The 21,194-nt window shown below is 53.7% G+C and carries 15 protein-coding genes; 13 read left to right on the top strand and 2 right to left on the bottom strand.

Annotated elements, in window-relative coordinates; translation table 11 throughout:
* Nucleotide 1 precedes the first annotated feature (1 nt).
* The 10 genes from ACFPOF_RS15705 (at nucleotide 2) to ACFPOF_RS15660 (ending at nucleotide 16,537) form a co-directional block, all read left to right on the top strand.
* The gene (locus ACFPOF_RS15705; protein WP_378134224.1) at nucleotides 2-1,036 is read left to right on the top strand and encodes a DUF4432 family protein; all 1,035 of its coding nucleotides are present in this window, start codon (nucleotides 2-4) and stop codon (nucleotides 1,034-1,036) included.
* A gap of 208 nt (nucleotides 1,037-1,244) precedes the next feature.
* On the top strand, nucleotides 1,245-3,062 hold the full coding sequence (locus ACFPOF_RS15700; RefSeq protein WP_378134222.1) for a sensor histidine kinase: 1,818 nt from the start codon (nucleotides 1,245-1,247) through the stop codon (nucleotides 3,060-3,062).
* A complete protein-coding gene (locus ACFPOF_RS15695; RefSeq protein ID WP_378134220.1) occupies nucleotides 3,059-4,234 on the top strand; it encodes a response regulator transcription factor in 1,176 nt (391 codons plus the stop codon). The genes ACFPOF_RS15700 and ACFPOF_RS15695 overlap by 4 nt, the downstream gene beginning before the upstream one ends.
* Before the next feature lie 201 nt (nucleotides 4,235-4,435).
* Nucleotides 4,436-10,711, top strand: a complete 6,276-nt coding sequence (locus ACFPOF_RS15690; RefSeq protein ID WP_378134218.1) for an S-layer homology domain-containing protein — start codon at nucleotides 4,436-4,438, stop codon at nucleotides 10,709-10,711.
* Between the two features lie 16 nt (nucleotides 10,712-10,727).
* Entirely contained in the window at nucleotides 10,728-12,074 is a 1,347-nt protein-coding gene (locus ACFPOF_RS15685) for an ABC transporter substrate-binding protein (protein ID WP_378134216.1), read from the top strand.
* Nucleotides 12,075-12,152: 78 nt separating this feature from the next.
* Entirely contained in the window at nucleotides 12,153-13,025 is an 873-nt protein-coding gene (locus ACFPOF_RS15680; RefSeq protein ID WP_378134214.1) for a carbohydrate ABC transporter permease, read from the top strand.
* A 10-nt stretch (nucleotides 13,026-13,035) separates the two neighbouring features.
* The gene (locus ACFPOF_RS15675; protein ID WP_378134212.1) at nucleotides 13,036-13,866 is read left to right on the top strand and encodes a carbohydrate ABC transporter permease; all 831 of its coding nucleotides are present in this window, start codon (nucleotides 13,036-13,038) and stop codon (nucleotides 13,864-13,866) included.
* 28 nt (nucleotides 13,867-13,894) lie between these two features.
* Nucleotides 13,895-15,109, top strand: a complete 1,215-nt coding sequence (locus tag ACFPOF_RS15670) for a Gfo/Idh/MocA family oxidoreductase (RefSeq protein ID WP_378134210.1) — start codon at nucleotides 13,895-13,897, stop codon at nucleotides 15,107-15,109.
* The gene (locus tag ACFPOF_RS15665) at nucleotides 15,106-15,654 is read left to right on the top strand and encodes a GNAT family N-acetyltransferase (RefSeq protein WP_378134208.1); all 549 of its coding nucleotides are present in this window, start codon (nucleotides 15,106-15,108) and stop codon (nucleotides 15,652-15,654) included. Before ACFPOF_RS15670 ends, ACFPOF_RS15665 begins: the two co-directional genes overlap by 4 nt.
* Nucleotides 15,655-15,658: 4 nt before the next feature.
* Nucleotides 15,659-16,537, top strand: coding sequence for a protein phosphatase 2C domain-containing protein (locus ACFPOF_RS15660; protein ID WP_378134206.1), 879 nt, complete (start codon nucleotides 15,659-15,661; stop codon nucleotides 16,535-16,537).
* Nucleotides 16,538-16,693: 156 nt separating this feature from the next.
* On the opposite strand, the gene ACFPOF_RS15655 is transcribed toward ACFPOF_RS15660, so the two are convergent.
* Both ACFPOF_RS15655 and ACFPOF_RS15650 read right to left on the bottom strand, forming a co-directional pair.
* A complete protein-coding gene (locus ACFPOF_RS15655) occupies nucleotides 16,694-17,170 on the bottom strand; it encodes a GyrI-like domain-containing protein (protein ID WP_378134204.1) in 477 nt (158 codons plus the stop codon).
* 15 nt (nucleotides 17,171-17,185) lie between these two features.
* A complete protein-coding gene (locus ACFPOF_RS15650) occupies nucleotides 17,186-17,623 on the bottom strand; it encodes a hypothetical protein (protein ID WP_378134202.1) in 438 nt (145 codons plus the stop codon).
* Nucleotides 17,624-17,746: 123 nt separating this feature from the next.
* Between ACFPOF_RS15650 and ACFPOF_RS15645 the strand changes: the two genes are divergently transcribed.
* The 3 genes from ACFPOF_RS15645 to ACFPOF_RS15635 all read left to right on the top strand — a co-directional run bounded on the left by ACFPOF_RS15645 (nucleotide 17,747) and on the right by ACFPOF_RS15635 (nucleotide 20,970).
* Nucleotides 17,747-18,715 carry a helix-turn-helix transcriptional regulator gene (locus ACFPOF_RS15645; protein ID WP_378134200.1) on the top strand — a complete coding sequence of 323 codons (969 nt, stop codon included), beginning with the start codon at nucleotides 17,747-17,749 and terminating at the stop codon, nucleotides 18,713-18,715.
* A gap of 570 nt (nucleotides 18,716-19,285) precedes the next feature.
* The gene (locus ACFPOF_RS15640; RefSeq protein ID WP_378134198.1) at nucleotides 19,286-19,753 is read left to right on the top strand and encodes a MarR family winged helix-turn-helix transcriptional regulator; all 468 of its coding nucleotides are present in this window, start codon (nucleotides 19,286-19,288) and stop codon (nucleotides 19,751-19,753) included.
* A 14-nt stretch (nucleotides 19,754-19,767) separates the two neighbouring features.
* Nucleotides 19,768-20,970: an MFS transporter gene (locus ACFPOF_RS15635; protein WP_378134196.1), complete on the top strand. Its 1,203-nt coding sequence runs from the start codon at nucleotides 19,768-19,770 to the stop codon at nucleotides 20,968-20,970.
* The last annotated feature ends 224 nt before the right edge of the window (nucleotides 20,971-21,194 follow it).

Here is a 21,194-nt window from a genome sequence, read left to right as displayed (position 1 = left end):
CATGAGTTTCTTGGATATTCGCGAGCTTACGGTCGGAGGCATCCCGGCCGTACGGCTTGAGAACGAGTGGCTGAAGGTCGTCGTTCTTGTCGGCAAAGGCGCGGACGTATGGGAGCTTGCGTATAAGCCGCTAGGCGTCAATTTATTGATGCGGACGAGGAACGGATTGGAGTCCCTTCGCGGAAGGGATTTACGATCGGAGCCAATGGAACACTACGCCCGTCCCTATCTCGGCGGTTGGCAGGAACTGCTGCCGAATCGGGCGCGATTCGGTGCTCGCGTGATCGGGTCAGACCGTGAAGGCGAGTCTGCGTGCATTCCGTGGGAGTACGAGCTACGGCGGGAGGAGGCGGGCGAGGTTACGCTGCGATGTTGGGCGGCGCTGCCGGTAACTCCCCTGACTGCGGTGAAGGAGTTCAGGCTGCGCGCCGGAGAGCCAGAATTAATCGTTGAAGAGGAGGTCGAAGGCGTAGGGGATGAGCCCATCCAGCTTATCTGGACGCATCACCCGGCTTTTGGCGCCCCGCTAGTTGAGAAGTCGGCGCGTATCATACTGCCCTCGGAGAGCCGGGCTTTTCAGGCGCTCTGGTATGACGTCGCGCCGAATGCAACGGAGCGACCGGCTTCGTTCGAGGAAGATGTCGGAGCGGTGACGCTGGATAACGGCAAGAACAAGGATCTGCGCGAGGTAGAAGAGAACAAGACGGATGGAGAGGACTGCTACGTCGCTCTGTATGGATTCTCGGATGCGGAAGCGGGTATTGACAATCCTAGGCTAGGCATTGGAGTAAGGCTTACGTGGGACAGAGACACATGGCCCTATCTGCGCTATTGGTCCAGCTACAACGAAGAGATATACACCGTTGCCCTTGAGCCAACCAACTCTCGCTATTCGAACATTGCCGACGGTCTGCGGCATGGAGAAGCTCTCACGCTTCACCCTGGAGAGAAGCGTTCGGCCTGGATTCGCCTTCGGGTGGAGCCGCTGGCATATCGGGATGAACTGCCCCGACAAGTAGACAGTCACAAAAAATAAAAATGACCTTTGCGGTCTTGGTCCTATACTCCACCGGACTGAGGCCGTTTTGCTTTTTTAAGAATGCATTCTCCGCCCGAAATGGGTTCGTTGCCTGATGAATGTTAAAGTTCTTCTACTCTATCGTTAACACGCCGTTAATTGTAAAACGATAAAATGTGATGACCGGACTTTTTGCCCGTAAATCTACTGCCGGGAGGTCGCATACATGAGCGTAAGAGACGGGTTCAGGGCTTTGTTGTCCAGTTGGAAGCTGTTTTTGTTCATTCTCTTTTCATTGTTGGTTTTGTTTCTCATCTCATTCCAGGGTTATGTCGTCAGCAAGCCGTCCACGAAGAAGATCGAAGAGCAATACAACCGGATCATCGAAGCCAATATGGATTCGGTATCCGTCAACGTGTCGAACGACTTGAATTACATCGACGATTTTGCCCGCACTTTATCGAACGATCCGGATTTGATCGAGGTGCTGCAACGCCCCGGCGCCGACATGAAGGAGAATGCCGAGAAGCAGATTCGCTTGTTCACAGAAAATTATCATTTAAGATTGCCCGTCAATATCCAAATTTACGACAACTACGAGAACGTTTTTGCCTACCCTTCTCTCAACCTGTGGGAAGAACAACGATTAAAGCAAATCGTCTCGAAGTTTCCGTGGTTCATTCAGCGCGTCGTGCTGGACAACAACTATCTTCACTGGAACGTGACGACGGATTTCCATAACGAACAAGCGTCGAACGCCCTCTATGTGAGCAAGAATATTATCCGGAATAGCCAATCGATCGGTCTGCTCGTCATCGAATTGAACGGAGCTTTGATCGAAAGGTTGCTGAACCGCGTGCAAATTCATCCCGACAATCCCATTTTGATTATATCGCCTGATATGCAAGTGCTGTTCCATAATGAAAAAGCTCCCGCTTCGCTTCGGCTGGACGCGGAATCGCTCCGCGGCTTCTATCAGTCGGCGAAATCCGGGAATCAGGATCGAGGCTCCGCCGACGTTTCATTATCGGGAATGCAATATCATCTCATCCATAAGCAAATCGCGGCCACTCCTTGGACGATGGTTTCTTTGATTCCTCCCGGGCTGCTTCATGCGGACAGCGTAAGCATATGGCGGATTTCATCGATCATGACAGTCCTATCGGTCATATTCATCATCGTTTTTTTTGCCGTTCTGTATACGAAAGTGACGCTGCCGCTTCATCAGCTGTCCCGCGTTATCCGCAATGCGGGGAACGGGCGGACGCCCGACGCTTATCACTATAAAGGCTTCAAGGAAATCGAAACGTTAAGCCGCGGCATCTTTCAATTTATCGCGGAAATCCAGCAGCAGTTCGAAACGATCAAGCGGGGGGAAGGGGAAAAGAGGAAGCTGGAGCTGCGAAGGCTTCAAGAGCAGATGCGGCCCCACTTTTGGCACAATTCGTTGAACTCGCTGCGCTTTCTGGCCGTTCTGCACGGCGATCGCACGATGGCGGACGCGTTGCTCTCATTGACCAAAATGCTCGATTACACCTTGAAAAATACCGAAGTTCTCTACAGCACGTTGGAGGAAGAGAAAGAATATGCGATGAGCTACGTACGGTTTCAGGAAATCCGTTCGATGCAGCCAATTCAAGTCCGGTTGGAATTGGACGAGCCGTCGCTCCAAGCGCAAGTGCCGAAGTTTACGCTGCAGCCGATCGTGGAAAACGCAATTATGCATGGGTTCGCATCTCCGTTCGTAGGCGAACCGCGCATTACGATTTCCGCCGCGGTACGGGACGGCAGCTTGATTCTCGAAACGACGGACAACGGAAACGGAATCGAACCTGCCAAGCTGCATGCCCTGTTTCACCGTGAACGACCGCGGTCCCCGCGATCCTCCGGAATCAGCTTGATCAATATGCAGCAGCGTTTCCGGCTGGAGTACGGCAAGCCATACGGCATTCGAATCGAGAGCCGGGTTCGGGAATATACCGACGTGACGGTTAATCTTCCCTATGTAACGGCGGACCGCCAGAAAGAAGGGATTTCAGGATGAAAGCGATGATCGTGGAAGACGAAATTTTGGTGCGGTTAGGCCTTCGAAAAGCGATTCCTTGGCCGGCGCTCGGAATGGAATTGGCTTGCGAGGCAAAGGACGGCGAGGAAGCTTTCGATCTATTCAAGCAGCATCGGCCCGATATCGTGCTGGTCGATATCGAGCTGCCGAAAATGGACGGCTTGAAATTTATCCGCTACGCCAAATCCCACCATGCGGGAGCCCGGTTCATTGTTCTGACGTGCCAGCAGGATATGAAATACACGCGCGAAGCGATTCAACTGCAGGTCAGCGACTTTATTCTGAAATCGACATTGGACATGTCCGAATTGTGCGGGATTTTGCAAAATCTCTCGCTCGAAATCGTGAAAGAGCGGATCGATGCGGAACAGGCAAAATCGTCCGAGCCTACCACCGACCGTATGGCTTCAGGGCTTCTGCCTTTCGACTATTACGAGGAGGAGCACGGCTTCGATCGCAATCATAGCCCGTTTCACGACGTCATGTCCGAGACCGTGCAGAAGAGGAAGAAGATTATCTACGAATGCATCGAATCGCTCCGGATTGCCGTCGCCAAACAGCGAATGACGGAGCTGAAAGCGGAATTGAGGCAGCATCAGCCGCCCTTCCTGCACCCCAACATTGTGAAAAACATGATCACGGAGTTTCTGTTCCGCATGTGGTCGGCCTGCGAGGAAATCGCTTCCGGAAAGCAGGCTGCCAACCATTTGCTTGTCGACCGAATTTACGCTTCCCGAACGCTCGAACAAACCTTCTCCCTGGCCATGCAAGAGATGGAACGGGCCGAAGCCGATTTGTCGTTGACGAATACCGGGGAAGACAAGGCCAAGGTCATCTTGCTGATCAAGCAATATATCAAGACGCATTTGCATGAGGAAATTTCCCTTCAGGATATCGCGGACTCTTTTTATATTAACAGCACGTATTTGAGCCGGCTCTTCAAAGAGGTAAGCCGCATGAGCTTCACCGAATTCGTCCTCTTCGAGAAGACGGAGCTTGCTATCCTCATGATGAAGAACGGCAAAAGCCTAACCGAAATTTCCGATAAGCTGGGCTATTTGAACCTCAGTTCCTTTACCCGGATGTTCAAAAAGGTCCGCGGCAGTTCTCCTTCCCGTTATTTGCAATCCCAGGATTCGACCATCGGGTGATAAATCGAAAAGCATAAAGTGATAAAAGCCGGCGCGGATTTAACCGCCGGCTTACAATCGTTTTCGGTTTGTTTTAAACGGTTATGGCCGCTTGCGAAGGAGATAACGGATTGGTCAAATCCTGTAGTACTCGTCCGAATGGCGTGTCTGTATTATGAAAGGCAGAATCGCGTGATTCTCAAACATCCGGGAGGAATGACAATGAAAGTCGGCAGCAGAGCCAGACGGAACTGCAGGGTAATGTTCGCGGCCATCCTTATATTGGCCATGATGAGCTCCGGTTGGAGCGCGTTCGCGTCGCCATCCCCCTCTGACGTGCAAGGTCATTGGGCGGAAGAATCATTAAACCGTTGGCTGCAGGACGGCCTGATCCAGGGTTATCCGAATGGGAAAGTCGAGCCGAACCGCGTCCTGACGCGAGCGGAATGGGCGGCGCTCGCCAACCGGGCATTCGGTTTCAGCGGCAGGAGCGACATCTCTTTCCCGGATTTGCCCGTGTCCAACTGGGCTTACGACGAAATCCGAACAGCGGTAAAGGCCGGATATCTAGGCGGCTATGCCGACGGTACGGTCCGCGCCGGCGCTCAAGTGAGCAGGCAGGAAGCAGCCGTGATGCTCGCGAAGATGCTTGCGCTGGATACGTCCTCAGGCGCGGCGACGGCCGATCGTTTCCTGGACGCGTCTTCTATCGCCGAATGGAGCAAAGCCGCCGTCGGCGCTCTCGCCTCGAAACAGCTTCTCTCCGGTTATCCGGACGGTTCGTTTAAGCCGAAAGGCTTCCTCACTCGCGCGGAAGCGATCGTCCTGCTGGAAAACGCGAAGCGGGCAGCCGCGCCAACCACCGTCACCACATATGACAAGCCTGGAACCTACGGTCCGGCCGATGGGCAAATGACGGTAAAAGGCGACGTATCGGTGAGCGCCGCCGGCGTTACGCTGCGAAATATGGTCATCGAAGGCAAGCTGACGCTCACGGCCGGCATCGGAGAAGGCGATGTCTTCCTGAACCGGGTTACGGTGAGGGGAAACACGCTCGTTCAGGGCGGCGGCCCCAACAGCGTTCACATTGCCGATTCCGATATCGCGAAGCTGATCGTCGACAAGAAGACGGGCGTTATCCGCATTGTAGCGGAAGGCTCGACTCGGTTCGCTTCGGTATCCTTGTTGTCTTCGGCCATATTGGAAGAAGCTTCGAACCTGACGGGAACGGGATTTACGGCCGTCGAGCTTGCAAGTATGCTTCCGGCCAAATCTACCGTGACTTTAAAAGGGAAATTTGACAGCGTTGACGTGTTTTCTACCGAAACAGCCGTGATCGTTCCGCAAGGCTCGGTCATCCGGTTCACGGTGGACAAGTCGGCCTCGGGATTGACCTTGACGGTGGAAGCGGGCGCGAAAATCGTGACGCTCGACCTGAACGCTGTCATCAAGGTGCGGGGTCAAGGCACCATTGAGAAAGCGATCGTAAGCGATCAGGCGAAAGGTTCGACTTTCGAGAAACAGCCGATTACGACGGTGAACGGAAATAACGGAAACAACGGCAATAACGGAAACAACCCGGGGACGTCGCCGGAAGAAGCGCCGATCCTTGCTTTTCCGGTGATGAGCGACACGCATGTCGGCATTGCGGATGTTTCCGTCGACGCCGCAGCCAAATTCGAGGCAGCGTTGAAGGTATATCGCAACCTCGCCCGCTACGATGCCGTCGTGGTCAACGGCGATCTCGTGGACAACGGTGCGGTCGCCGAGTATGACACCGCCATGCGCATTCTGGAGCAGAATAAAATCAAGGATGCCAAGTCCATTCTCGTTCCCGGTAACCACGAGTATTACGCTGCAGGCGACGAGTTCGGCGGCGACAAATACAAAGCGGCCGAGCGGTTCTACGAGAAAACGGGCATGAACGGAGACGGCTTCACCGTTGAGCCAGTCGACAGAAACACCGAGAACGCGGGTGTCTTTTTCGACACTTGGGTCAAAGGATACCACTTCATCGTGATGGATCACGATCGAAGCGCGATGTCGGATGCCAAGTATGCCTGGCTGGAGAAGGAAATCAAGACCAATGAGCATGGAAAACCCGCGGATCCCGCCAAACCGGTGTTCGTCCTCGTACATTATCCGTATCGGGACACGACCTACGGCAGCGAAAGCGCCGGTTGGAAAAATCCGGCCGAATACGCCAAATTCAAAGCCGTGATGGAGAAGCATCCGAATGCGGTCATGTTCACGGGACATACGCATTACACGCTGGAACATCCGAATACGATCAACGCGAACGACGGATTCATCCGCGTCAATGACGCGTCTACCTCGTTCGTGCAGACGGGCGGTTACAGCAACCGGAACGATCTTTATTTGGATAAGAAAACGTCGCAAGGCTTGTTGGTCAAGGTATACGACAAGAAGCTTGTCATTGAAAGAAGGGAACTGGATCAGAACGGCGCCTTGATCGGAGATCCGTACGTGATCGATCTGAAAGATCCCGTGGCTTCGGCGAAAAAGTATTCGACCGACAACCGCAATCCTGCTTTCGGTTCGAGTGCGTCGGTGACCGTATCGGCCGTAACCGCGACATCGGCGACGTTGACATGGCCGAAAGCTTCGGATGATACGAAAGTGGACTCTTACGTGATTAAGGCGAACGGCAAACTCATCGGAGCGCCGTCGGTGCTCTCGCCCTATGCGGAAGCGTCCGTCCATACCTTCGCAGCGAAAGGCTTGACGCCGAATACGGATTACTCGGTATCGATCCAGGCGATCGACGCGTTCGGGAAAACTTCGTCCCCAATCAAGGCAACCTTCAAAACGTCGGAGGCGCCCGCCGGTTACGATCCTTCGAAACCGGATATTCTCGATATGGATTTCACCAAAGTTGACGGAAATATTGTAAAGGACGGCACGTTAAACGGAAATGACGCCGATCTTGAACATCACGCGAAAGTCGCGAAAGATCCGATATTCGGCAAATCGGCGCTGGAGCTTGACGGCGCGGGGGCGCGCGGAATGCCGAGCTCTATCGCCAGGGTCAAATATAACAGCAGCTTGTTCAAGCAGGATGCGCTGACCATTGAAACCGCCGTGTACATTTCTCCCGACTCCGACTTGTCCAAGGACGAATATCACATCGTAGGCAACTATGAGAATGGCGGTTATTATCTGTACTATTCCGCCGAAGACAAGAAGTTCGTGTTCGACATCCAAAATTCGGACGACCCGGCGGAATCGGCTGAAATTGCCGACGTAAAAGGTAAGATTTTCTACCTCACCGCCGTATACGAAGGCGACGCGGCGCACGGTTACGCCAACGGCACGATCAAGCTGTACGTGAACGGAGTGTTGGCGGGCAGCAACACGGCTTCCGAAGCGCTGCCGATCAACGAAACGAACGACCTGATTATCGGCGGAGACGTGGAAGCTTACGGCGATGTGATCCATCCGTTCGAAGGCGCGATCGACCACGTGAAGATTTACTCCAGAGCGCTTAGCGACTCGGAGATTACCGATCACTTCAACCAATTCAACGGCAGCGTCAACATCGTAGGCGGACACGACATCGTCCTGTTCAAGGACGAAATCGCCTGGGTAGACGTCGCGACTCCGAAATTCATCGGGATCGGCGCCGAGGCCGTGTGGGACATTCCGGAAAACGGCGTCATCGCGGAAGACGACGACCACGGCAACAAGCGCGCCATCAAGGCCAAAGGACCTGGCGTCGAAACGATCAGCGTAACCGTCGGGGACAAGAAAGATACGGCCAACGTCATCGTAGCCAACTACAACGTCAAGCTGACGCTGAACCCCGGTATTCATAACTCGGCGGACCTAGCGGCCATTATGGCGCCGGGCAAGACGGCAACGGAATGGACATCGCTGTCGCCGGATGTAGCGATGGTGGACGCGAATGGCAGGGTAACCGCGAAGCGGGTCGGCAATACGGTCGTGTCCGCGACGGTCGACGGGAAGACGGTCCGAACGAGGGTCATCGTCGACCCGGATCCGAATCGATTCGAACCGCTGAATCCGATCGATATTTCCAACAGACCCTTATCGGCGCAGAAAGTCCAATTGAGCCATATTACGCCTGCGGCCGTGGGGACCGTGCTGCAAAAGAAAGCAACGAAGTATGCCAAAAACGACTCGTCGCTGCCGCAAAGCGTGAAAGATTATATCAACGGCGTTACTCCGGCCCCTGCCGACAAAAACATTCCGGTTCTGAACGGCTATCTTCCCGGACAGATCCTGCCTGTGGACGTCGCGGATGTGAAATTCAGCGTCACGGATGCCGTCAACACGACATGGCTAGCCACGACGAAAGGCGTCGTTCGCATCCAACCGGATGAAGCTTACTCGAGAGACGTCGTGCAATTGTTCGCGACGCACCGGTATTTGCCTGACGACAACGTCCTGTTCATCGCCGTCGATGGAAGCAACGGCATCTGGACCGTAACGGATACCGGCGTCTCGCATATCGAGATGATCGGAATGGGCTATGAACGGAAAGCCCAGATCATGAGCGACAATCTGCAGGCCAGCAACATTCGCCGCGGTCCTAACGGCGAGCCCGCATTGCCATTCCTGAGCGAAGGCTATGGAACCCCGGGGAACCGCCGCGGATCCGAAACGGATAACGACGGATTGTGGACGGCCGACGCGATCGCCGGCGAATTGTTCCGCACCGGAGTCGAGGAAGCCATCAATCCGAACAGCGCCCAAGCCAAAGAAGCGCGCGCCAGAGCGACCAAATCCGTGGAAGCCGATCTGCTGCTCATGTACGTGACGGGAAGAGCCGGCCAAATCGAGTCCAAAATCCGGATGTTGCCTTACAGCACGATGGATACCGGCATGATGAGCTACTCGTATCTGAAAGCCGGAGGAGACAAGAACAATCCGGACGATTATGTATACGCGGGGCCGGCGGCGACCGAGAAGCGGACGATCCAAGGCTTCATCAGCCGCACGATGGGCATCGACAAGGCCGGATTCGACCAGCACGCGAGTTGGGACGGCATCTTTTACAAAAAAGGGCTGACGGTGGACGGCAACAGCTACTCTTATAACACGACGGACTCGTTCGCGGATCCGGCCAATACGGGCAATCAGGACGTCAGGAAGAAAGGCTGGGGCGAATTCGCGGGCTCGGTCGTCAACTCGGCGAACGCGATTCCCGCCCGACTGTCCAAACTGTTCACCGATCTCGGCGCCAGCGAGCAGGACTTGTACTACAAAGGCGATACGAGCGCCGACGAAATTCTGGGTCATATGTATATGTACAAAATCGCCTACGATACGCTCTGTACCGGACCGAACGCGGATCATGAGCTCGGCGAGCTGATCGCGAACGCGGCAGGCGAGTTCGCGAGGCATATCATCAACAACGGCTACTCCATTGTCGATATTACTGGACAACCAACGGTACACGGCAAATATACCGGCGAGACGTTCGGTCGGACCGAAGACTCGGGTGAAGATACGGCTTTGCGTGCGGCGGAGCTCATGGCGATTTTCAAGACGGCCTCTTACGTGACGGGCAACCCGTTGTTCCTGAACGAGTATCGCAAGGTGGCGCGAGATTACATTTACCCGTCCGTCTTCGAAAATCAGGACGCTTACCAAGACGTCGTGAACGGCATTCTAGGTATCGGACCTCTGGCCGGGGCGAAAGAGCTTCACGGCGTGACCATGCCTCCGCAGAACGGGACGGCAAAGGGCTACATGCAGCGGCTGAATCAACGCTGGGCGAGCTACTTCTATGCGAGCAGAAGGGACGGGGACCCGCATCCGTTCACCTGGTACAACTATTCGGACGAGCGGCAGGCCATGTTCACCTACTACAACCTGATCGCCATACCGGACCAGGCGGGCGACGAAGATATTGCCGCCATGATCCGCGCGGGGCTCGACAATTGGTACAACTCCAACATGAAGTTTGAGGACGAGCCGCTGTGGGATTACATTTACCAGCTGGCTTATCCCGACAATCCTGTCATCGACCTGAACAAGGCCGCATGGGTGCTCAAGCGCACGCCGATCGACAGAACCGATTATTACGTGAATCTCACGGGCCGCACGGATATCTCGTGGTTCGTCGCCAAAGCGATCGTGACTGCCGACGACGGCTATAACAGCAAAATATCGAGCGGAGGCCTCGTGACCGCTGCCGGGGTGCCCGCGGCGAACGGGATCGTCTACGATCCCGTGTCCAAGCAGTATGTCAAGAAAGAGGTCCAAGAAGGAGACTTGTTCGTCGCCAGAACGAGAAGACAGGAAGGCCGGCACGTGCAAACCGCGATCAAGGACGATCCGACGACGAAAGTGGCCGTTTCGCCCGACGAACGTCCGTTAACGAGGCCCGGCGACAGTATGTTCGCTATCGACGACGGCGGCAACGAAAATGCTTGGGATTACGGGAACGCGTTTAACGCTCCCTATTGGATGGCTCGTTATTACGGCATGATTACCGCAGACCAGAACTAGGGAGGAGAACATTCGGATGACACGGAATCGAAAAATCGGGTTTATTCTGACGATCTTCGCATGCCTCGCTTTGCTTACGGCATGCAGCGGCGGAAAGGGGGAAAGCGGAGCGGACGTTTCCGCTTCTCCCGACTCCGGCAACACGGACGCAGGGCAGAAGATCAAGCTCGTCTTCTGGAATACGTCTTATCCGACGATCGACGAGAACGACAAAACGAAGAAAAAAGAAGCCTTCTATATTTACAAGGCGATCAAGCGTTACGAAGACGCGCATCCCGGCATTACGATCGATATCCAGGACATACCGGACGGAACGAACGCGATGACCAAGTTCCAGACGGCCGGAATCGCGGGCAGCGGTCCCGACGTCACGAACCTGTGGTCGGGGAATTACACGCTCGACTTGAAGTCGTTCATTGAGCCGCTGAACGATTATCTCGATCAGAAAGACATCGACAACCTGACCGGATGGAATGCCGTCACCGAAAACTTCGCCGATCAAGGTACCGTTTACGGAATTCCGGACGGGACCGACGGGACGATCGGCATCCTGTACAACAAGCAGTTGTTCGCGTCCGCCGGAGTCGACCCGGTGAAAGAGCCGCCTCATAACGTTACCGATTTCATGGCCATGCTCAAAAAAATCAAGGATTCCGGCGTGACCCCCATCGGCTCGGAAAACGACGGCGACTTCGTCTACTTCCTGGATTACTGGTTCGCGCAGATGGTCGGAACGTCCGGCATCAACGATATCGTGAACGGGAAAACGAATTTCAGCAATCCCCAGTTCGCGCAGGTTATGGACGGTTATCTCCAGCTTTACAAAAACGGGTATGTCATCAACGATCAAGCCCAGACGAATTTTTACAACGGCAAGGTGGCGCTCATCTTCGGCGGTTACGGTTATTTGAAAGATGCGCAGTCCGCGCTCGGAGACAAACTGGGCACGATGAAAATTCCCGATTTCAGCGAATCGGCTCTTGTGCGCGGCGGCGGCATAGGGGGAACGGGAGCGGCGTTCGTCGTAGCCAAATCGTCCAAGCATCCGAAGGAAGCGGTGGACTTCATCAAGTTCCTGATGAGCCAGGAGGAACAAATCGCACGCTTCAAGGACGGCTACGGCAAGCTGATCAACATCCGGAATGTCGATCCGGCTATGTTCACGGACGATCCGCTCGTTAAGGAGCAGCAGCAATGGGCTGACGAGCCGAGCACGATTTTTTGGCCCGATAACATTTATCCTTCGGAGCTGTCCGGTTACATCAGCAACATGAATGCTCTTGTCATCAAACAGCAGCTGGCCCCTGCCGATTTCTTGGCGAAGCTGGACCAGAAACGGAATGAAATCTTAGCGCAAAAATAGCGTCGCAATCGGTTAACGAAGGCCTACATGCCAGGTTGAGGCGTAGGCCTTCCTACTTCCAAAGAGAGGGACTGTCCCATGCATTATCGCGCGAAAGAATCGTGGACCGGCTACCTGTCCCTTTTGCCGGCATACCTTGCGCTCTCTGCCGTCATTTTCTATCCGATGGGGAATACGTTCTACCACAGCTTTACGAAATGGAACGGGGCGTCATCATCCTGGATCGGCTTGACGAATTACAAGTTCATCTTCACGAACGGGGAATTGTGGACGCTGCTGCGCAACAACCTGATTTTCCTGTTATCGATTCCGGGCATCCTGCTGCTCTCGCTCATCGTCTCCGTCCTGTTGTTCGAGGAAGTGCGCGGGAAGCGGTTTTTCCGCTCCGTGTACTACCTTCCGACGATCTTGTCTTCGGTCGTGGTCGGCATGCTCATGAAGCTCATGTTCGCCCGAAACGGGGTCGTGAACGAATGGCTACACGCGTTAGGGATTTCCGACGGAAATACAGAATGGCTCATGCGCGTGCCGACGGCGTTCGCGGTATTGATTTTTTGCTTTTATTGGCAAACGCTGGGACAAGGCGTGCTGATCTTTTTGTCCGGTCTGTCCTCGGTATCGCACGAAATTTTCGAATCGGCCAGCATCGACGGCGCCAATTGGTGGCAGCGGCTGTTCCGCATTACGATGCCGTCCTTGGTTCCGACGATCGTCTATTTTACTGTAACGAACGCGATTTACTGCTTTATCGGTTTGTTTTCGCTCATATACGCCGTCACGAAGGGCGGTCCCGGACTGGAAACGACGCCGATCGATTATATGATTTATGCCAAAGCTTTCGAATCCGCGGATCAGCTCGGCTATGCCAGCGCGTTGTCGATGGTGCTGTTCGCGATCGTCATGATCGTTTCGTGGGTGCAAATCAAGCTGTCAAACCGGTATCAGGAATAGGGTGTTCTATATGGCCAACCGCAAGCCTCTATGGGTGAATGTTACGATTTATGCCGTCTTGATCGCTTTCGCCGTTATCGACATTTATCCGATCGTATACATGGGGATCAACAGCTCTCGGACCGCGGTCGATTTTTTCCGAAATCCCGGCGGACTTCCCGCGCCCTGGTATTTCGATAATTTCAAGGCGTTGTACTACCGATTCGACGTCATTCGCCTGTTCGGCAATACGCTGTTCAGCGCCGCAGCCGCATTCGTGCTCGCGATGGCGTTGTCGATCCCCGCTTCCTTCGCTTTTGCGAAGCTGAAGTTCCGGTACCGCTCCGGATTATACTTGGCGGTGATCGCAACGATGGCGATTCCCGGCATCACGTTCGTCATTCCGAACTTTCTACTGATGTCCCGCCTGGGGCTCGTGAATCATCTCTCTTCGGTCATTCTGTTGTGGGCCATTATGAGCGTCCCGTCGAACATTTTTCTGCTCGTTGCGCTGATGCGTTCGATTCCGGACGAAATTCTCGAGGCTGCCAAGATGGACGGCATCCGATATTCTCAAACGTTGTTTCGGATCGTCATTCCGCTATCGATTCCGGGCATCGTGACCCTTGCCATTTTCAACACGACAGGGTGGTGGAACGACCTGTTCACGCCGCTTATTTTCCTGCAATCCGACGAAATGAAGACGATGACCGTGGCAGTGGCCACGATTTTGAAACGGTTCGACACCGATTATCCGCTGCTGCTCGCGGGTCTCTTTATGACATCCATCCCGCCGATCTTGATCTATATTGCACTGCAGAAATATATCAAAAAAGGACTTGTCATCGGCTCGGTCAAATAACGCAAACGTAGATTCGGAGGGAACGATTATGGCTCATCAACCGCTGCGCCTGGCAATTGTAGGAGGAAACCGGGGCGGCCGTTTCAAAAAAACGATATCGGCATTGGCCGGCCAAATCGAGCTCGCCGCCATATGCGATGTACAGGAGGAAGTGCTTCTCCGGTGGAAAGCTGATTACCCCGACATCGCCACGTACGGGGATTACCGCTTCATGCTGCAAAATCCGCGAATCGATGCGGTTTTGATAGCCAGTCCCATGCTTCTGCACGCCCGGCAAGCGATCGATGCCCTGAAGGCGGGAAAGCATGTGCTCAGCGAGGTCATTGCGGCGCATACGCTGGATGGTGCTTGGGAACTCGTGGAAACGGTAGAGAAGACCGGTCTTGTCTACATGATGGCGGAAAATTATTGCTTCTCGCGTTCGAATTTAGCGGTTCGCCATATGGCGGAGCAAGGGCTGTTCGGGGAAATTACGTATTTGGAAGGCGGCTATATCCACGAGCTGCGGCACTTGGCTCATCAACGCGATGGGTCGTTGACGTGGCGCGGCCAGCTACATCATGACTATAATGGGATGAACTACCCGACGCATGCAATAGGACCGATTACACAGTGGATCGCGTTAAACCGGGGCAAGGGGGACCGGCTGGAAACCCTGTCCACGTTCGTATCGAATGCCCGGTCGATGCGCCGTTATTTTCAGGAGCATTTCGGCAACGACCACCCGGCTTCGCAAGAAGGTTATTGGAGGCAAGGCGACTGCGCGGTCACGAATTTATTGACTCGGGACGGGGTGCTGATTACGCTAAGGGTGGATTGGACGTCCGTTCGCCCGCATAACATGCGCCACTATGCACTGCAAGGGACGGAAGGCGCTTTTGTGTCCAAGCGTCACGACCGGGAAGACGATCTCGTCTGGATCCATGGCCGGTCTCCGCACAATCAGCGGGAGAACGGCGAACGGGAGGAGTTGTGGGAGCCGCTCAGCCGTTATCTGCCGGAATTCGATCATCCCGACTGGAGACGATGGGAGGCGCACGCGCTCGGCGCTTCGCACGGCGGCGGTGATTTTCTCGTGCTGCAGGAATTCGTTTCCGCCATTCGCGACAAACGAAGCCCGCTGATCGACGTGTACGACGCGGCGGCGTGGAGCAGCATCTTTCCGTTGTCCATGGAATCGCATGCGCTGGGTGGCAACCCGGTTCAGGTTCCCGACTTCGGAAAACGGAGGCGGCTGTCATGAGGACGGAAGATAGACAATTGCCCCAGTTGGTCATGCGGCGCGCGAGCTTGTCCGATTTGCCGGAGCTTCTAATGCCTGCTGGTTTCCGCTTGCGGCAATACGAGCCGGGCGACGCGCCGGCATGGGAGGCGCTCGTGGAGAAAGCGTTCGGGTGGAAACGGGATTTTCAGGAGCGTATCGCTTCCCGCGCCTATTTCCGGCCGGAGCGGGTCCTGTTCATTTGCAATGGCGACGTGCCGGCGGCGACCGCTTGCGCTTGGGAGGAGCCGGCTTGGGAGGAAAGCTGCGGCTACTTGCACATGGTAGGCGTGAACCCGGACTATTCCGGCCGGGGCCTCGGGTATGCCGTCAGTCTCGCGGCGCTGCGGCGCATGCGCGAGGACGGCAAACGGCAGGCTGTTCTGGAAACCGACGACTTCAGGCTGGCGGCGATCAAAACGTATTTCAAGCTGGGCTTTCAGCCCGATGCGAAAGAGGAAGCCGTTCGGGAGAGATGGAGACGGGTAGGTTTGCAGCTTAACATGCGTTTCATGGAAGAGGGATGACCGGATGAAAGAGTATCGTTTACAAGATCGGGAGCTGATCGTCACGGCACTGACACGGCCTGGAAATCCGCTCAAACGGAATGAAGACGCGTTGGCGATCAACCCGGAAGCGCGGATTTTCGGCGTGATCGACGGGGTGTCGGGAATGGCCGTCTATGAGGACGAGCAGGGCAACTCGGGCGGCTGCATTGCCGCCCGGCTGCTAGCAGACGAACTTGCGGCCGCCACAGCGGAATTGGATTTGCGAGAGGTCGTGAGAAGCGCGAACGCGAAATTGCGGCAGCGAATGGAAGAGGCCGGCATCGATTTCGCGACCCCATGGAAGCGGTGGGGAGCCGTCTTCGCCGTCTTTCGGCTCCATGCCGACCATTTGGAATTCGTTCAAGCGGGCGACTGCATGCTGTTTGCGCGTTACCGGGACGGGAGCGTGAGGGCCGTCACCCGCAATCAAGTTGCCGAGTTTGACCTGCAAACGCTAGAGCGGAAGCGGGAATGGAATGAGGACGGGACACTGGCGGACGAGGAAATCGAACGGAGACTGAAAATATCCCATGAAAGCAATCGCAACAAAGCGAATACTCGTGAAGGCTACTCTGTCATGAACGGAGATCCGGCGCTGATCAGCTTCATGGAATCGGGCCGCATCTCGCTGGCGCGAGTGGCCGTCGTCTATGCCGTGACCGACGGGATGTTCCATTTTATCGAACATAGCAAGGATTCCGGGAAATGGGAAACGTTCGTGAAAGAATTGGACGAATACGGAATCGGTCCTTATATGGACCGGCTTCTCGAGCAAGAGAATCTCGATCCGTCATGCGTGAAATATCTCCGGCACAAAAAGTCCGACGACAAATCCGCCGTTGTCGCGGAGTTACTTCCATGACCGCAGCGAATGGGGGGCGGCTTGACTCTCGACCGCCACCATAACAATGAACTAGCTCTTGAAATTTGTCCTTGCGACGATTCAGGAGCTTTTTTGCAAGCTTGGGAAAAATGCAAAAAAACAAAGCCCCGATAAATCGAGGCCTTGTCGACATCCTTATTTTTTGACCACAGGCACCCAAAATTCGCCGTAGAAAGTGCCGTCGCCATTATCTTTACGATAAGTCGCATTTGGACCGCCGATGTAGGCATAGTCAGGGACTTGGCCCAAGACTTCGCCAAAAGCACGGTAAGTCAGCTGATCAAACAATGTTTCCTTATCGCCATTTCCTGCGACCACGATGTACTCGCTCTCCGGAAACTCGATGATGCGCGTGGCGTCGACCACTGATTTGCCAGCTTCTACCGCGAAATAATTCCACGGCTTGCCTTGATAAACCTCGTTGACTGACCATTCGCGATCGTCTTTGGCGGCGTCTTTGAGCTTATCGAATCGCCCATCAGCTTTGAGTCCGCTCCAAAACTCGGCTTTTTCCTTCTGCAAAGCGGGCATGTCTTGGAAATTCGACCGGATTGAAAAACCATAAGCGGTCAAAGTAAATGATTTTTTATGTTCAAGTTTGTAATCTGCCATGTGAGTGCTCCTTTATCAGCCTCCGATTTTTTTTGCACGAAGCCACATTTCGCCGTAGAATTCACCATTATCAGCAGCTTTGACGAATGTGGAGTTGCCAGGACCAACGTATTTGTAGTCTTTGATTTCTTCCAACAAGCCGCTGAAAACTTTGCCCGTGATTTCGTCGGCAAGGCGGTCTTTGTCAGCGCCTGTTCCCGGCACGACGATGTAGTCGCCAGCGAGGAAATTGAGGACGATCGCGCCTTCCGCTTCGAATTCACCCATCACGCCAAAGCCGCGCCAAGCCTTGCCTCCGAGGACGTAGTTGATTTGATATTCTTGCCCGTCAGCGAGCGCTAGAAGTTCAGCAAGTTTGCCGTTTTCAGTGATTTCAGCTTTTTTCGCTGCCGTTTTTGCTGCATTGCCTGCCCAGTCGTTGTAGTCTTCAAGTTCAACTCCGAAAGCCGTCATTTTGTAGTTTTCCGAGATTGTTTTGATGGAGTAGTTAGACATTTTTTTTCGCTCCTTGAGGATTTATTTTCTACAAGATTGATTGTATTGGCCTAATGTATCAAAAAATGATACTCTTTATTTATGAAGAAAACAGAACGAGTAAATCTGATCATGCGCTATATCAATAACCGCGCGCGTTTTACGATTGCCGAGATTCAGCGAGAGTTCAAAATATCACGCGCGACGGCGATCCGAGACATTAACGAGATTCAGGCGATGGGGTTTCCGCTGACGACCGAGCTTGGGCGCGGCGGCGGTTACAATGTCCTGCAAAATCAGTATCTACCCGCGACCCGCTTCACGCCAGAAGAGCTGAAAGCGATATTTATCAGTTTTATCGCCTCGAAAAATTCGCAGCTGCCGTATTTGCAAAATCGTCGCTCAATCTCTGAAAAACTCATCGGCATCGCATCGCAAACCCAGCAAGACGAGTTGATCGAACTGAATCATATTTTGCTATTTGAGAATACGAATCCTGCCAATCCGAATCTATTGGAGCTCGATGATGCGGCGCCTCCGGAGCTAAACCAATTGATTTCGCTAGCTGTGCGGGATAAGCATTTGCGCGTGACTTATGAGCTGAGCCCTGGTTGGCCGCAATTAATGGACGTTTATTTGCTGCATATTTTTAACTCGAACGCTCAGTGGTTGGTCGAGGTTTATGATTTTGACACGGATGAGTTTCGTTATTTGCCTGTTGAGATGCTGCGGGATTCGGCAATTTCCGAACAGGAGATGAAGTGGTCCGAGCAAGAGATTTTAGGCAAAAAACGGCTTAGTGCACGTGAGTCTAATCTTGTTGTGAAGCTTGATACGATTGGGATTCAGCGCTTTAAGCGTATGCACCCTCCGGGAATTATTTTGTCCCTTACCGGGATGTTTCAGTCGAGCGGGGTATTCAATGTCCAGTTGGATGTGACCGATGTGGAGGCGCTGACTTATTATGCGGACTGGCTTTTGTTTTTGGGGAAAGGGGTCGAGTTTGAGCGGATTCCTGATGAGCTGCGCATGATTTTAGAAGAGCGTTTAGCAAATTTAAAATTTTGTTGAGTTTTAGCGATGGAAAAGGGGCTGTCCCAAAAGTGTTCGCATGACAGGCGAACATCCCTATTCACACGTGAAAGGACCTCAAATTCCACCACTTCAATGTGGGGGCTGAGGTCCTTTCTACTACTGTACAATCGACGATTGCTTCGAATGAGCGTCGAACGATTAACAACTGGACGAGCGTATGTGTATGAAAATTCGTACAAAATCGGGAGGATCGGCGACCGGACGGGGTATGTGTATGAAAATTCACACAAAATCGGGTAGGTCGGCAACCGGACGGGCGTGTGTGTACGAAAATTCACACATAATCGGGAGGATCCGCAATTGGACGAGGTATGTGTATGAAAATTCGTACAAAATCGGGCAGAACGGCAACCAAACGGGGTATGTGAACGAGAAATACGCGGGGCACAAAAGAACGCAAAACGGCTTTTGGTACAGTCCCTTTATTTCTATTTCGATTTCTGAGCTCGCGTGATTTACATCAAATTAATTTAGAGATATAATTTAATTAATTGGTTGTCATGACAACTAAATACGGAATGGTGTACGACAGGAGGTTAGTAAGCAATGGCTAATAAGGAGAACGAACGCGCCGATTACGAGTTGGAGCGCTCCGTCGGATTTATGATGGGGATGGTTTATCGCAAAATGTCGGCTTTTTTTCTCAATCGAATCAAGGCATTCGGGGTGACCCCGGAGCAATGGTCGGTGCTCTTTCAGATCGACAGGCATGAAGGGCGGATTCAGAAGGAAATTGCGGATATGGTGGGCAAGGATAAGCCGACAACGACGCGGATTCTGGATCTGCTGGAGGCGAAAGGACTCGTTCGCAAACAAGTTGGCGAAAGCGACAAACGCTCATTCCAATTGTACATTACAGAAGAAGGCAGGAAGCTTGTTCGCCACCTGACTCCGATCGAGCAACAGGTAGCCGGAGAGGTCATGCAATGCATGTCCAGTGAGGAAGCTGACACCTTCATGCTGTTGCTGAAGAGATTGGACGCACACGTTGAACAAACGCTTAAACCGGAATAGGAGACCTAAATACGATGCAACAAGACCATTCCAGATTATGGACCAAATCTTTTGTCGCGTTGACGATTAGTTCTTTTCTTTTGTTTCTAAACTTGCAAATGCTATTGTCTTCCTTCCCGGCATATGTGAAGGCAGAGTTTCGATCCGATGATATGCAATTAAGCCTTGTCACAAGTGTCTTTGCTATCGCGGCGATCGGAGCGAGGTTCATGACAGCGGCATTGATGAAAAAGTGCAGACGGAGCTCACTGCTCTTCATAGGTCTGGGTATTGCCGCGCTTTCGACCGGCCTCTACGTGTTGGCGGATTCGATCGGCTCACTGCTTGTGATGCGCGTCTGTTACGGAGTTGGTTTCGGCATGGGCAGCACGATAATTCCGACCATTGTGTCGCAGATCATTCCGAGCCGCAGACTGGGCGAAGGGATCGGATACTTCGGATTGTCCACGAGTCTGGCCATGTCCGTCGGGCCAATGATCGGGCTAAATGTCATGAAGGAAGCGGGATTCGGCGCGCTTACGACGGTCGGGACGGTGACGATGCTGCTGACCTTCCCGCTTTTGCTGCTTACGCGAGCCATTCCGGTGGAAGCTGCGCGTTCAACTCACAACCAAGCTCCCCAGCCTTCCGTTAAAGCGCCGTTCAATTCCAAGCTGCTGCTTCCGATGCTGTTAAACTTTCTTCTGGCGATTACTTATAGCGGCTTGCTTAGCTTTCTGGCCTTGTTCGGGCAGGCGGCCAAGCTGGAGCAGGTTGGTTTGTTCTTCGTGTTCAATGTCATTACGATTCTGCTGATCCGACCGATATCCGGAAAAGTGTTCGACCGACGCGGTCACGCTTCTGTGTTAATACCTGCTGCAGTATTCGTGATCGCTAGTATGATCGTGCTGTCGTATGCGGAAACGATGCCGCTCCTGATTGTCTCCGCTTTGCTATACGGGGTCGGCTTCGGCGCGATTCAGCCGACGATACAAGCGTGGATGCTGCGAGTGTCGGCGCCTTCGCAGCACGGGATGGCCAATAGCATGTTCTATAATTCGACGGACTTGGGCGTTGCCGTTGGCGCCTTCATTCTAGGTGCGATAGCCGAGATGTCCGATTATAATGTTATGTATCGGTACTCTGCAGGCGTGATGGCTATATTTCTGATGCTCTACTCCATCAGCCAACTACGGTCGAAAATGGCCAAACAAACAGCGATCCCCGAACGACCGTGAACATACAGGCGATTCATTCAAGGCTTCTCGAGAAGGGAACCATTGAAATAGGTGGAAAAACCCGGTTGCAGCGACGGACTGGGCCAAACGCCCGCTGACGGACTACCTCGCACGCCGCTTTGTACGAAATTTCGCACAAACACTCGCTGACGGACTACCTCGCACGCCGCTTTGTACGAAATTTCGCACAAACGCCCGCTGACGGACTACCTCGCACGCCGCTT

Source organism: Cohnella soli (assembly GCF_042655525.1).
GTDB classification, from domain to species: domain Bacteria; phylum Bacillota; class Bacilli; order Paenibacillales; family Paenibacillaceae; genus Cohnella; species Cohnella soli.
This window is presented reverse-complemented; position numbering and strand designations above follow the sequence as displayed.

Excerpts from the sequence above, each read along its gene's own strand:
- ACFPOF_RS15705 (WP_378134224.1), top strand. The coding sequence starts at position 2 with ATGAGTTTCTTGGATATTCGCGAGCTTACGGTCGGAGGCATCCCGGCC.
- ACFPOF_RS15700 (WP_378134222.1), top strand. The coding sequence starts at position 1,245 with ATGAGCGTAAGAGACGGGTTCAGGGCTTTGTTGTCCAGTTGGAAGCTG.
- ACFPOF_RS15695 (WP_378134220.1), top strand. The coding sequence starts at position 3,059 with ATGAAAGCGATGATCGTGGAAGACGAAATTTTGGTGCGGTTAGGCCTT.
- ACFPOF_RS15690 (WP_378134218.1), top strand. The coding sequence starts at position 4,436 with ATGAAAGTCGGCAGCAGAGCCAGACGGAACTGCAGGGTAATGTTCGCG.
- ACFPOF_RS15685 (WP_378134216.1), top strand. The coding sequence starts at position 10,728 with ATGACACGGAATCGAAAAATCGGGTTTATTCTGACGATCTTCGCATGC.
- ACFPOF_RS15680 (WP_378134214.1), top strand. The coding sequence starts at position 12,153 with ATGCATTATCGCGCGAAAGAATCGTGGACCGGCTACCTGTCCCTTTTG.
- ACFPOF_RS15675 (WP_378134212.1), top strand. The coding sequence starts at position 13,036 with ATGGCCAACCGCAAGCCTCTATGGGTGAATGTTACGATTTATGCCGTC.
- ACFPOF_RS15670 (WP_378134210.1), top strand. The coding sequence starts at position 13,895 with ATGGCTCATCAACCGCTGCGCCTGGCAATTGTAGGAGGAAACCGGGGC.
- ACFPOF_RS15665 (WP_378134208.1), top strand. The coding sequence starts at position 15,106 with ATGAGGACGGAAGATAGACAATTGCCCCAGTTGGTCATGCGGCGCGCG.
- ACFPOF_RS15660 (WP_378134206.1), top strand. The coding sequence starts at position 15,659 with ATGAAAGAGTATCGTTTACAAGATCGGGAGCTGATCGTCACGGCACTG.
- ACFPOF_RS15655 (WP_378134204.1), bottom strand. The coding sequence starts at position 17,170 with ATGGCAGATTACAAACTTGAACATAAAAAATCATTTACTTTGACCGCT.
- ACFPOF_RS15650 (WP_378134202.1), bottom strand. The coding sequence starts at position 17,623 with ATGACGGCTTTCGGAGTTGAACTTGAAGACTACAACGACTGGGCAGGC.
- ACFPOF_RS15645 (WP_378134200.1), top strand. The coding sequence starts at position 17,747 with ATGAAGAAAACAGAACGAGTAAATCTGATCATGCGCTATATCAATAAC.
- ACFPOF_RS15640 (WP_378134198.1), top strand. The coding sequence starts at position 19,286 with ATGGCTAATAAGGAGAACGAACGCGCCGATTACGAGTTGGAGCGCTCC.
- ACFPOF_RS15635 (WP_378134196.1), top strand. The coding sequence starts at position 19,768 with ATGCAACAAGACCATTCCAGATTATGGACCAAATCTTTTGTCGCGTTG.